13 protein-coding genes are annotated in these 13,187 nt (G+C 35.1%); 2 read left to right on the top strand and 11 right to left on the bottom strand.

Annotated features, from left to right (window positions below; translation table 11 throughout):
• Positions 1-11 precede the first annotated feature (11 nt).
• The 11 genes from FOL89_RS09805 to FOL89_RS09760 form a co-directional block, all read right to left on the bottom strand.
• Positions 12-3,095 carry a baseplate J/gp47 family protein gene (locus FOL89_RS09805; protein ID WP_144282623.1) on the bottom strand — a complete coding sequence of 1,028 codons (3,084 nt, stop codon included), beginning with the start codon at positions 3,093-3,095 and terminating at the stop codon, positions 12-14.
• Positions 3,096-3,184: 89 nt separating this feature from the next.
• Positions 3,185-3,595, bottom strand: coding sequence for a GPW/gp25 family protein (locus tag FOL89_RS09800; protein WP_143884671.1), 411 nt, complete (start codon positions 3,593-3,595; stop codon positions 3,185-3,187).
• Between the two features lie 184 nt (positions 3,596-3,779).
• Entirely contained in the window at positions 3,780-4,070 is a 291-nt protein-coding gene (locus FOL89_RS09795; RefSeq protein WP_228430046.1) for a PAAR domain-containing protein, read from the bottom strand.
• A 2-nt stretch (positions 4,071-4,072) separates the two neighbouring features.
• Entirely contained in the window at positions 4,073-5,818 is a 1,746-nt protein-coding gene (vgrG, locus tag FOL89_RS09790; RefSeq protein WP_144282622.1) for a type VI secretion system tip protein VgrG, read from the bottom strand.
• A gap of 1 nt (position 5,819) precedes the next feature.
• Positions 5,820-6,554, bottom strand: a complete 735-nt coding sequence (locus FOL89_RS09785) for a CIS tube protein (protein ID WP_144282621.1) — start codon at positions 6,552-6,554, stop codon at positions 5,820-5,822.
• The gene (locus FOL89_RS17565) at positions 6,554-6,715 is read right to left on the bottom strand and encodes a DUF5908 family protein (RefSeq protein ID WP_185146957.1); all 162 of its coding nucleotides are present in this window, start codon (positions 6,713-6,715) and stop codon (positions 6,554-6,556) included. The genes FOL89_RS09785 and FOL89_RS17565 overlap by 1 nt, the downstream gene beginning before the upstream one ends.
• Positions 6,716-6,917: 202 nt before the next feature.
• Positions 6,918-7,385, bottom strand: a complete 468-nt coding sequence (locus FOL89_RS09780; protein ID WP_144282620.1) for a phage tail protein — start codon at positions 7,383-7,385, stop codon at positions 6,918-6,920.
• Between the two features lie 2 nt (positions 7,386-7,387).
• Positions 7,388-7,819 carry a phage tail protein gene (locus FOL89_RS09775; protein WP_144282619.1) on the bottom strand — a complete coding sequence of 144 codons (432 nt, stop codon included), beginning with the start codon at positions 7,817-7,819 and terminating at the stop codon, positions 7,388-7,390.
• Between the two features lie 33 nt (positions 7,820-7,852).
• Positions 7,853-9,424 (bottom strand): phage tail sheath family protein, encoded by a 1,572-nt coding sequence (locus FOL89_RS09770; protein ID WP_144282618.1) that lies wholly within the window; start codon positions 9,422-9,424, stop codon positions 7,853-7,855.
• A 101-nt stretch (positions 9,425-9,525) separates the two neighbouring features.
• The gene (locus FOL89_RS09765) at positions 9,526-10,032 is read right to left on the bottom strand and encodes a hypothetical protein (protein ID WP_144282617.1); all 507 of its coding nucleotides are present in this window, start codon (positions 10,030-10,032) and stop codon (positions 9,526-9,528) included.
• Between the two features lie 37 nt (positions 10,033-10,069).
• Positions 10,070-10,657: a DUF4255 domain-containing protein gene (locus FOL89_RS09760; RefSeq protein ID WP_144282616.1), complete on the bottom strand. Its 588-nt coding sequence runs from the start codon at positions 10,655-10,657 to the stop codon at positions 10,070-10,072.
• A gap of 580 nt (positions 10,658-11,237) precedes the next feature.
• Between FOL89_RS09760 and FOL89_RS09755 the strand changes: the two genes are divergently transcribed.
• Together FOL89_RS09755 and FOL89_RS09750 are read left to right on the top strand one after the other, a co-directional pair.
• The gene (locus FOL89_RS09755; protein WP_144282615.1) at positions 11,238-11,480 is read left to right on the top strand and encodes a hypothetical protein; all 243 of its coding nucleotides are present in this window, start codon (positions 11,238-11,240) and stop codon (positions 11,478-11,480) included.
• Between the two features lie 18 nt (positions 11,481-11,498).
• On the top strand, positions 11,499-12,968 hold the full coding sequence (locus FOL89_RS09750; RefSeq protein WP_144282614.1) for a contractile injection system tape measure protein: 1,470 nt from the start codon (positions 11,499-11,501) through the stop codon (positions 12,966-12,968).
• Positions 12,969-13,187 lie beyond the last annotated feature (219 nt).

Raw genomic sequence — 13,187 nt, 5'->3', positions numbered from 1 at the left:
TCTTTTTATTATTAAATACATACATGATCTGCAATGGTAACACTGTGTTGTTTGGCAGACACCAGAATAGATTTCGGATCTACTTCAATGAGTGACTGTCTCTGTAAAACATCATTCACCAGGATCTTTACGCTATCAATGTAATCTACATAATACAACTGCTCCAGATAGTTAATCAACTGATTGACATTTAATTTGATATTAAAATCAATATCTTTAGTATCTGTAAATGCCCACGGTGAAATGTATTTTTTAATATCTTCGTCCAGCTGTCTGATATAGAATGTCTCATCATACTGTTCAAAGAATTTCACTTTAGTTTCTACTTTTGCTTCTTTGTAATTCGGGTTGATTACCTGAGCTTTTACGTGCATTGTATTAAGTTGGTTCACGTAATTTTCAATTTTATTCAGGGTGGCTCTGCTTACTCTTGGCTGATAAATATCAAAAGCATTTTTATTTTTAAGATTCGGAACGACCATCAAAGTGACGTGTCCCGGAGCCATGTATGATTTTTCAGAAGTATGGTTCAAACATTTTACCTTAAAGACTTCCGGAAATTCCTGCAAAACCAAGTGTTCATAATCCCATTGTGTGATAGCTCTGTTTTTATGTCTCAATCTTTCGCTTACTCTTCTGTAAAACTCAGCATCCGTTTCTTTGTATTTTCCATCGAATGAATTGTAGGGCTGACTCACAGATTTTACCTGCGGAACTCTCGTGATCAGTTTAGAAATTGTATTGGCTTCCAGACCGTTATTCAAATGAGAAAGATCATTATCCTGATTCTGGAATGTTGCCAAAACAGCCTGAGTATAAATTCCCTGAATTTTGCAGACCGCATCATAACTTCTTCTTGATTTTGCTCTTATCCACACCAATTTATCGGTAAATCTTGTATGATTGATGTTAATATCTTTAGGAATCTTAAACTTTACAATCCCAGATTCTAAGAATTTTCTTGTGTCGTTTTGCAGCATCGATTTAGACAAATCAATCCATGTATTGCCAGAAAGAATGTTCCATTCTATATATTCTTTTTCCGAAAATGTTTTTGCCAAAGGATTTTCACTTCCTTCCAACATCTGAACCAAAAGAGAAACCGTCATTTGTGGTATTGCATCAAGACCGATGTACAATTCGCCTCCGTACTGATGTACAGGTACAATGCTTCTTGTATCCACATCTTTTTCGTACTGTCCGAAAACATCTTCATGATATATTTGTACTCCGTCATTTTTTGAAGCTGCGCCGTCTGCGTCTTTTCTTAAATAAGAATAGGCAGTTTCCTGTGCGCTGTAATTCAGCTCTATATCTTCAGCAAAAGGAATATAAGGTTCATTAGGAATAAGTTTATTTTTTTCTGAACCACTTGATAAAGCCAGTGTATACAATTTAGGATAAACATCCTGTAATGAAGACTGGTTCAGTGTCAAACGGATCGCTTCGCTCGTTCCGGACTCATTGCTGCTGATGGAAAACTGAGTCTTATAACCATCTTCTCCTTTACTGAATAAATTAATATCCTGCGCTTTAGGATACCAGATTTCCTCTTCCAGTAATGCAGTATTTGCTTTAAAATATGCATCTGAAGTTACAATGGATGGGTTTTCTAAACTTCCAAAAGCACTTAAACTGATGTTTTGATTAGGCTGAATGATATATCCATTGTACAAATCTTTTATAGAATCCGGTGTATTTTTCCAATTGATGGTAATGTCTGCTTTTTTCCATTTTTTAGAAAACATTTCAGGACATTTGATATAAAAATTAGATCCTTTAATCGGTTGTGCAGTAAACGGATAATAAGGTTTTTCTGCATTTAATTCACCATTATCATTTTCAATCTGAACAGATTTTATTCCTTTTACATCAACCGATATTGCTATGTTTTTAATGTCATTTTCCGCAAGAGCCTGATACACATCATAGTCATTTTTACCCTCAATGATAAATCGTACAATTGGTAAATTGGTCTGGAAATTTTCTAATAATACCTTTTTATTGTAATTGACAACAGCAGGAAAATTTTTAGGCAATACAAATGACAATGACAACGAAACCGGTTGTTGTACTGCTGTTGATACTGCTCTGCCATTTTCATCAAGCCTTACGCATTTAAATTCTTCTACACCAGATAACCATTCTTTTTCACCGCTGCAAAGTACTTTAATTGTGTCCTTAATATCCTCATTTTTAAGGTCTTTCAGTTTTTGGGAAAACTTATTTTGGAAATGAATGGTAATGTTTACCGTTCTGTCACCTTCTTTTAAATCGAATAATGATGACGCTATTGAGAAACCTAATTTTGCTTTCGGAAGCTCTTTAAAAATAGATTTATTGGGAAGTGTTTCATCAGAATTATACGCGAAAGGCCACCAATAATTACTTTCTTCCGGCAGTTTTTCGCCTAGTCCGTCAACAGAATTGGCTACAGGAGCAATTTTCAGCTCTTTTTTCTCGGCATCATTCAGAAAACTTTTAATCTCAACTACTTTTGCCTGATTGGCAATGAGTTCTTTTCCAGTTTTGTAAACACGCTTTTTTCCGTTGACATCTTTATCACCGTCTAAAAGTGTTCCTTCTGGAATTCTTTCCTGAATTGCTTTTTTAGCTAATTCAAAAATCACATATACTTTGTCTTCTTTAGCATCGTTCTTTTCGATCTGAAGGATTTCGTTGTAATAAAAATCCAAATGTCTTTTCGTTAAATTATTGAAAGCATTTCTTGAAAAATCCAATAATTTCAGGAAACAGACAAATAAGGTAAGGTGGGGCGTCAAGTTACTGTCTTGCTCGAACTGGGAAATAAGATCTGTAACCTGTTTTTTCATGCTTTTGTACTCTACGCTTTCTCTGCGCGGAATTGCATTGGCATCATCACCAAAGAAGAAATTTCCCCAATTTCCCTGTGGTGTTGCTGCATCATCTTTGTCAAAAAAATTTACATGTTTTGCAAAGTTGTTTGCGAATAACAGCCAATCAAACAAATCGAAATCGTGCAATTCGAGATTGCCGGGGTCTAATTCTGCTAAAAAGCGCTGCATTTGTGATTTTCCTTCACGATAATGTGAAAATGTATCTGTTTTTTTCATTTGTTTATATTTAATTTTCTATGGTCAGATGCAATACTTAATGTAATGTTTTGGTGTATTCAAAATGGTTACAGACATCCCGTAATTATTTATATTTCAGTAGCTTCTCCTTTATAGAAAGGGAAAACAATATTGCTTCTTGTATTGGTATTCCTTACTTCGTAATCTATTTTTATCAACACTTCTCCCTCCAGTTCCTCCTGAGAATCTATATCAATACTTAAAATATTTATTCTGGGTTCGTGGTATAAAATGGCACGCTCGATAATTCCTTTCATCTGGGTGATGAGCGTTAAATTCAAAGGTTTAAAAAGCATTTCCTGCAGATCGCATCCGTAGTCCGGGAACATCACGCGTTCTCCGGGACGTGTCGAAAGTAAAATGATCAAACTGTTGTTGATGTCTTCCACATCGGTGGTCATGATCAGCTTTCCTTCGGTCTCATTAAACTCAGGCGGAAAACTCCAGCCTGTTCCTAAAAAATCTGTATTTATTTTCATATAGGTATCAATTGTTTTTAGTGATATGCAATCGCTGATTTTCTGGAGAATTTTGTCTGAACATCAATCGTAGCGATTTCATACATTATTGTATATATTTATTGGAAGCATCCTGCATCGGTAACATAGAGTTGCTTTTAACCGTTTCTGTTGTTATGTTTTTACTTTTTTTAATCTCGCAGAATTATCCGCCTATTAAAACAGTAGCTTCACCTGCGGTAATCACGCCTCCATGAGCTGTAGAATCTCCCATTCTTGCGGCTGGTTTTCCGCCAATCATTACACTGGAAGATCCTGCCGCAATAGTATCTGGCGGACCTGTGCATATTGCTTTATCTCCTACTCTCGCTGCAGGTTTTCCGCCGATCAATACGGTGGGTTCTCCTGCCGGAATAATGGGACCGCCAACGTGCGGCGTAGTTCCCGTTACCATAGGACAGGTATGCATATCTGTAATTCTTGCTGCCGGTTTCATGATTAATTAATTTTAACTTGAGATCCTTTTACTACAGTTACTGCTCCTGATTTAAGTTCTGAACCTGAACTTCCTTCTGCTTTGAACTGTGCAGATGCTTTTACATTAATATTCTTTCCTTCCATCGTAATATCTCCTTTCGCTTTGATTTTAATGTCTTTTCCGCTTTCCATACTGATCCCGTCTTTATTGAGCGTAAGAATATTAGAATGTTCATCTTCTATTTTGATTATATCTTCATCTTCATTTACAATCAGTTTTTTACCTTTTGGAGTTTCTAGGGTGTAAGAAATTTTATCGTCATTGAAGATCATTTTCATTTCACTTCGGGTAACGAATCCTTTTTCATGGTTGTCATCTGAAGCGACAATGGGAGCCGGTTTTGCGCTGCTGTTCAGCATTCCCAGAACCACAGCATCATTGGGATCATCATTAATAAATCCGATAATTACCTCATCTCCGATTTCAGGTCTGAAGAATGATCCTCTGTTTTCTCCTGCATCAAGTGTGGCTACTCTCGCCCAGATTCCTTCTTCTTCGTTATTGATAATCGGGATTTGTACCAGAATTCTGTCTTCTCCATCCGGATCAGATTCCAATTGAGAAACTTTCCCGATATGCAAACCGCTAATTGATGGAATAATTCCTGAACCCGGCATTTCGCTTACATCATACGTTTCTGAAAACCAAGTTGGAGAAAGCCCGAATTGTGCATCAACCAGCCAGTTTCCATCCGCAATTTCATGACGAACTCCTGTTACATATATTTTTCCGTTAAAGCGATTTCCGACTCCCTGAAGTGTTAATGTTACTCCCGGTTTCACCGCCGGAATTCCCTGGAATTTTACTCTTCCTCTGGTTTTTGCCAACTGTTGGAAAGTTGCTTTGGCATCACTCCAATCCTGTAGTTCATTTTGCGTAAGATTTCCGCCGTGTTTCAATTGTAAATCTTCAATTCCGAAAACTTTTGCTAAATCATCTGATGAAAGATTTCCGTTAAGTTTTACCGCCGGATCCTGAGCTTCCACTTCGGTAAGTTCCTGATCGGAATAGTTCCAGGTTTTGGCTGTAATTTTTTTGAACTGATCTCTTGCATCTATTTCTCCGTCAAACTCATGTATTGATGATCCGTAAACAACCGTTTCTACTTCTTTTTTGCTAAAATCAGGCTTCGCAATTGTAATTGTTCCGTCTTCTGTAAAGCAAAGTTTTCCGTTTGCCTGTGCTCTTGTAAGCATGAAATCCCAATCAGAAGATTGATACTGAACCAATTCTTTATGTGAATTTGAAGTGGCTTCAACATCGGCAGTCAGCCCGTTATTACCAATCAGTTCCTCAATAATATCGCTGTCTTTACTGTCATAGAAATATTTACTTTTTCTTCCCAAAGTCATTTTCACCGCCTTATCTCTGCATTCTATGATGAGGTAAGAAGAGCCGTTTCTCACTTTTATGTTGTGCTTTACAACCACTCCTTTAAAAATAGTTTCCTCTTCAGAATGATAACCGGCTGTGATTTCAATTTCTTTTCCGGGAATCAGCAGTTCTTCATTACTTAGTTTAAAGTCCTGTTCAGGTACGCTTCCATCCAAAATAACAATGCGGGCATAAGGAATTCTGTTGACTTCTTTCTCCACTACAATGCTTTTCACACCGTACTTTCCGGGCAGTTCTGTTCCTTCTGACATTACTTTAAAAGTGATCAGATCAGAATTTTTTGCCGTCTGTATGTATCCGCTATTGTTCATGTTATGCTATTTTTTCTATAGGTGGAAAGTAAAGTTCAGTTCCTGGTTTTAATTCTCTGAAATTGATTAAACCATTCACTTTAGCTACTTCCAGATAATATTTAGAATCTCCGTAAATTCTTTCGGTCATTAAGGGAAGTGTGTCTCCGTCTTGTACAATCCTTTTGTGGGTAAGATCTGGGGAAGATGTTTTGGCGATTTTTGCAGCTAATTCCTTGCTGATTGATCCACCAAATGTTGCTTTACCAATCGCTCTTAAAGGAGTTCCGTCATTATTGAATAATTTATAGTCTATTGTAAACTCGTTGAGAATTCCTTTAAATTCAAATTCTCCCCAAATAATAATTACATTATAAGGTTTATGAATTGAACCATTATAGTCTCCGGTTGCCTCATAAAAATCATACAATTGATCCGTAACAGATTTTTTACTAAAAGGATCTCTTTTTCCCAAACCCTCCTTTATTTTATTGATGAGTTTATTTCCCGAGTTTGCTTTGGTTACTCCTGTACCGTCGAATAAAAACTCCAGCTGTAATGTAGGAGAAGATGTCTTTTCAAACTTTTGCTCACCAGCGCTTGATCCACTTGCTTGTTCAGTATTAAAATCGTTTTTTCGCGTAAAAGAAAAACCTGTCGGATTAATAAGAGCTTCAAAAGCTTTGCTTTTAACTACTTTTTTGTAACCAGAATCTTCATAAGTACCTATGGTTATTTTTTTTATTTCTCCTCTCATTACCTTTCTTTTTTACGTTTATCAATATTTACTACCTGCTCTACGCTTTCAGTTATTGCCTGCATGATTTTTCCTTCATCTACCGATGTGGCTGTCGTCGTTGCTGCTGCTTTTTCATCCACATTTATTTTAATGTGAAGTTCTTTTATTTCTATTGGCATTTCGTTTATTTTTAATTATTTTTTATACGTAAAAAACTTAAAACCAATTATTTAACGTATTTATTTATAAAAATCTAAGCACATAAAGAGTGCGTTCAGCCTTGTGATAGACCAATCTGTTATTCTTTATATGAAAAATTATTTTTGCTGAATGTTATCAGAAAACTAATACACTGATATGTGCTTAGATATGATTTAGAAATTACAAGCCTAAGCTTGCTAACGATGAAGGTATTGTGAAATATCTGTATTTCAGCTCTATTGTTTCAATAGCAAGTTTGCTTTCTTCGGCGTTGAATTCTGATACTTCCCATCTTATAGGATATGCCCCGACTACGTTCCAAACCATTAAAGGTGCAGTAGACTGAAGACCTCCCGAAAGAGAAACGATCAGATCTCTGGGTTCAAACTGGAAGTTTTCCATGGCGTTTCTACACCAGCTTATCAATCCTGAACTTACGATCAATCCGCGTTTAAGAACTAAATTGGGGTATTTGGGTCTTAAAGGAAGCTGATGAGTAAATCTGTTTTCGCCGCCTTCGGCATATTCTTCGGTTCCAATTTCTGTAGATAAACCAGATATAGACTGAAATCTGGAGTCAATACCCTCTGTTGTCGAGATCCCGTTAACAATGAAAGAGAAACTGGTGGGAGGATATAAAACTGCCATGATTAATTATTTTCAATAGTTAGTCCTTCGTGTGCAATTTCCAAGGTTTCAATCGCTACCTCATTACCTTCAGCTTTCAAATCGGTTGCATTCAATTTAAGCGGGAAGGCATTTTTCACTTTCCATGTTACCGCAGGTTCTCCGTTTTCGTCTAAAAGAGAAATCGTGATGGATCTTCTCTCTACCGTATTCATCTGAATCGTCTGGAACCACTCGAAATATTCGTTATCACTTTTAAAAGTTCCTCTCTTTAAAGTAATGTTGCTGAAAGTCTTCAGTCCCGGCATTTTCATTTTACTAAAATCAGGACTTGCTCCGTGTCTGTATTCAATTAAACCTGCTTCAGCATTTAGTCCGCTTACTTCCTGAAATCCTACTTTAGTCCCACCCCAATCTACTTCAAAGGCAAACTTTACTAATGGATATGTACTCATAATTTTTTATATTTTATTATTATTAATTAATTTTTATGCTTCCTGTAATTTGTGTGAAAAACGAAGCACAATAAATTCTGCCGGACGTACTGCAGCCATCCCGATTTCGATAATCATTCTTCCTTCCAACACATCTTCCGGAGACATTGTTTTATTCAGACCAACACTTACATAATACGCTTCTTCGGGTCTGCTTCCTGCCAATGCACCGTCCTGCCATTGCTGGTTAAGGAAATTTTCGATCATTGTCTGTACACGAATCCATGTATTCGCAGTATTCGGTTCAAAAACGAAACGCTCTGTTGCTTTTTTCACCGATTCTTCCACCATGTTGAAGAAACGACGTACCGAAATGTATCTCCATTCGTTGCTGTTTCCGTCCAGAGTCCTTGCGCCCCAAACTAAGTTTCCTTTTCCTGTAAAATTTCTGATCGCGTTGATTGATTTTCCTGTGTTAGGGTTTACGTTAAGAAGGTCTTGTTGTCTGTCAGAAACTTTCACCATAGGTGCAACTACATAGTTCAGCCCAATATTAGCCGGTGCTTTCCACACACCGGAAGTACTGTCTACTTTTGCATAAACTCCTGCCATTGAAGACGATGGAGCCAATACAACCTGCTTAGCTTCAATAGCCTGCTTGGCTTTGTTGTACAATTCGGAACTTATAGATTTTAATTCAGCCAAAGTTGTCGCACCGGAAACTCCTGTAACAAAAACATCAGCATCTTTAAAATTATAGCTCAAAATTGTTTTTAAGTTTGGGTAATACGCTGCTCCATATTTTAAATTATTGTTGATTTCCGCGCTTTCAAAAATATCTGTACTGCCCAAAACATCCATAATGACAAATCTGTCTTTCAGTAATTCTGCCTGATCCAAAGCACTTTGATATAAAGAGTAAACCGTAGTAGCTGTCTCAAAAGTAGCTGCAGCAGTAACAGAAATTAAACTTGCTTCAGCTGCATCTAAAATCTTTTCAGCCGTATCAGCATCTGCTTCAGCATCTGCCAAATTTTGCGCAGCTTGTGCTTGTTCTTCAGATGAACCTGAAGCTGCTTCAGAAACGGCATCAATTGCGGCATCAACAGCTTCGTCTGCAATAACAACCGCTTGCTGAGCAGCATTTTTGGCAACATTTGCAGCAGCAACATCATCAGCAGTAGCGACTAAATCTTGAAGATCCGGAAAAACAATAAGGGTAGGTTCATCTTCTTTTTTTAGTAAATCTAAACCATACGATAAGGTTCCCACCGCTGTAGGGCTTCCTACAGTTACCGTATCATTGTAATTTCCTACAGAAACAATATAACAAGGTCCACCACCATTTGCAAAAAACATTTGCATGGCATAGTACATTTTGAAGTTGCTTACGTTGGGCTGAATTGCTGTAGCAACTCCATCCTTGAAAGCGACAGCGAAAGTTTCTGATTTTGCTTTTCCAAAAATTGCTTCATATTCCAACATAGATGAGATCCTTGTTGGTTCATTTTTTGGCCCTTCTGCTGTATATCCGATAAAAGCAGGAATAGCCGTTTCTACTTGTGCTACAGATGGAGGAAACTTTGTAATTTCCTCAACGTAGACTCCAGGAGCTTTGTAATTCATTTTTAAAATTTTAGGTTAATGTTTAATTATTGCCCAAAGTGGAACTTTGAGTGTTAATTTATAATTGATTGTGTTTTCATGATTATTGCAGAATTGAATGTTTAATTTTTATAGATTATATTTTCTGCGTTGAGATTTTGATCTTGTGTACTGAGAATTGCAATTTTTAACACCTCAAATTCTTCACTAAAAGAAGGAGTATTTTTATCTGCATCCGGCATTTTAAAATCATCAATTGTCCCATCATATATGGCTTCTAAGACAGCTTTTGCTTCATAAATTGCTTCTGTTAGAATTGGTTTTCTATCACTTTGATTAATTTCATCCGCAATAGCAATAGCCTGCTCCAAAAGATCTGCAAGTACCATAGGCTTCACAGATTTATTTGAGATTTCTTCACTTGCTAGGTTTTTTAGTTCATTCAGGGCAGCAAGTTCTCCAGCATACTTAATAGCAGCATTTTGTAATGTATTTTGAATGGTTTTAAAAGAATTTTCGGTATAAGTATTCGTTAGAAATCTATTCTGAAGCTGCTCAATCTTAGTTTTTGAGTGATTATAGACAGGATAGAAATCATCAGAAATCTGTGATGGTGTTTGATTTGGCATGGTTAAAAGTTTAAATTAAAATGGTATTAGTTTTTGTTTAATCAGTTACAATGTTTTCGGTATTAATTATATTGGTTTCTATATTAACTTCATCAATGAGTCCAATCTCTGTTTCACCTTCACGTACAATTTTTATGACACTTATTTTATACAAAACAGATGGCATTATTTTACTTCCCAACAATCCCCAAATGTAGCTTAGCTGATCAAAAGGGATAGAGTGCATTTCGACTCTGAATTTGAAATTCTTCTGCGGATCAATATCATTATATTCCAACATATTGCTTTCCTGAAGTACTTCAATAACTTTTGAAATATTGGCTAAAGAAATTTCATAGGAAGTTCTGTTGGCAGAGATCATCACATAAAGGTTGACATAAGCGGGAGGGTTTTCCGCTTTCATTTCATATTTCAGCGGAGTGGTACTTATTTTCGTTTTGTTATACCTTGTTTTATTTTTCAGCGTTGATTCTTCCTCAACATTAAGCAAAGTGATAACCACCTTATTATCAAGACCTGCTGCTCCATCATCATGTTTTGATATGTTTTCAACAACAACTGTATCTTGTAAACCATCCGCAACATTCAGCCGATCTTTTAAAACTGTTAATACTTTATTAATCATAATTTCTGTTCTTAAATTATTATGGTGCAAACATACAATTACACGCAAGCAAAAGACAAATATTTTATGGGTTCAAACCTGTCTTTGCAGTAAATAGAATTTTTAAACTTTTAACAAGATAATAAAAAATAAGAATATAAAATACTGAAAACAAGATAATTAAATTTAATATAAAAATAATATTTCACATCAAAAATCTCCTTAATCTAAATATAGTGAAATTTAAGCTCTTAAAAATTGAAAATTTATTATTAAAAATTTGTCTTATTTCAACATAGATTAACGATACCTTTTTAATTACTTTTTGAAAATAAAAACCGACCTAATCACAAAATATTTTATAAGATCTTCTTCTTATAAAAACAATCAATTATTTATAAACGCCGCCATCAGGATATAATTTTTGTCTTTTACTGCAAAGACAGAATGAAGAGACCTCAAAATTCGTAAAAATGTCTTTTGTTCGTCTAATTTTGACCTCATAATTTTAAAACTTAATCATATGAACATCAAAAAACTTTTTGGTAAGCGCAATGAGATTATTGGCGGCCATTTCAACGAATTACGCTCAAAATTGGGCATGTCAAATCAAAATGAGGAATATATTTTCGCTGTGAGAACAGAAATTTGTAATGCCTGTCCGTTAAAGAACGGAAATAACTGTAACGCTCTTCAATGGATGAATCCTAACACACTTGAGATAGCAGACTCTCCAAAAGACGGGTTTGTGAGAGGTTGCGGATGCAGGCTAAGCGCAAAACAGAGATCAAAACTAAGTCTTTGTCCTGCCGGTTTCTGGGGCGGAGAATTTGACGGAAAATAACATTTAAAACTATTTAATGTGAAGCAAGATCATATCATTCAGAAAGTTTTTATCGAAATTTCAGTAAATAACAAGGAAAAAGCATTGAGTATAAAGGATGATATTAATAACTTTTTGTCTATGGATGTATTTCCGAAAATAGAAAAATACATCAATGATTTAGAACATCAATTTGATGATTCTACCCTTCAGATTCCTAAGTTAGAATTGAATCTGAATACAAAAAACAGTGCATTAAATAGTGAGCTAAAAGATAAGATCCTTCAGGTTTTTGAAGAAGAATTTTCTGAAATTACAAATTCAATTTTAAATTCAGATCAGAAAACAGAAAATAAATATGAAGCTTATCTAATAGAAAATCAGGAAAAGATTGTTCAGACTTTTATTTACTTTTTAACCACAGGGTCAATACCTTGGTGGAACTCGGGAAAAAACAGTATTTCTTTTTTAGAACCAGAAGTATTTAACCGCATGATTCTGGCTGAAAATTTTAAAAGAAACATCATTCCTGCTTTTTCAGATCAAAACATGAAAGAGAGAATCATCAATCAGCTATCAAATGAGCAAATTGCACAATTATGCTTGGTCGTTTTAAAGGATACGGAGTTTAAAATTAATCTGGAAAAAAATGCCGTAAAAGTTATTTCAAAGCTTAATTACAATAATAGAAATCTCCTTTGGGAGATAGTTTTAAATGGATTATCTGAATATCTGAAATCATCCAGCAGTGATCTTAAAAAATATCTTTTGCAACAGATACAGGAAAAGACTTCATCAGATTTATTGCTATCAAAAAAAATTCAGCAAACCTGGAAAACTATAGTTGAGATATTTCCTTTCATTAAAGAAGATGAGTCTTTTGAAAGCATTGAAAATAGTCGAGAAAGCAACTCTGAAAGTGCATTAATTTCAACAGAACAAAAAAATAGAGTTATTAAGGATGAATTAAAGAAAACCGAAGAATATTTGAATCAAAAAGATGATTTAATATCGAATGACGAGCAATATATTCAGAATGCAGGACTCATTCTGATACATCCTTTTCTTAAAACTTTTTTTGAACATTGTGATCTTTTCGACTCGAAAAACAATCGACTTCTAAATCCTGAACTCTGCGCACATTTACTACATTATATTGCCACCGGAAAAACAAATGCTCCAGAATATGATATGGCTTTTGAAAAATTTTTATGTAATATTCCGTCTCATCAAACTATCAACAGGCACATTAAGCTTACCCGTAAACACAAAACACAAGCTGAAAATGTGATAGAAAGTGTTCAGCACAATTGGAGTGCAATGAAGAAATCATCTATAGCACTATTACAAAATGAATTTTTCCAGCGTCCGGGTAAACTGGTCATTGACCATGATTATACTCTCACAGTAGAACGAAAAACACAGGATATTCTACTGGAGAAACTCGGTTGGGGAATTGGCCTTGTGAAACTTCCTTGGCAGGAAAAATTTATTTTTATCAACTGGTAATAGTTTAATTAGAAAAAAAGAAGTTAATTGTAGAAAAAACTTTTGTAAAAAATGTAAAATTTTGGTATTACTCATTAAAATTATCAGAAAATTTATAAAAGCAAAAATCCGTATGATGTTTATGAACATGATACGGATTTTATATTGTAGCGAAGACGGAAGTATCTTTATAACACAATAAATCCCAATAAATAATTAAAAAACAGATTATTAGCAATT

The sequence above is a fragment of the Chryseobacterium echinoideorum genome (assembly GCF_007474535.1).
GTDB lineage: Bacteria > Bacteroidota > Bacteroidia > Flavobacteriales > Weeksellaceae > Chryseobacterium > Chryseobacterium echinoideorum.
The sequence above is the reverse complement of the archived record's forward strand: the minus strand, read 5'-3'. Positions and strand labels throughout refer to the sequence as shown.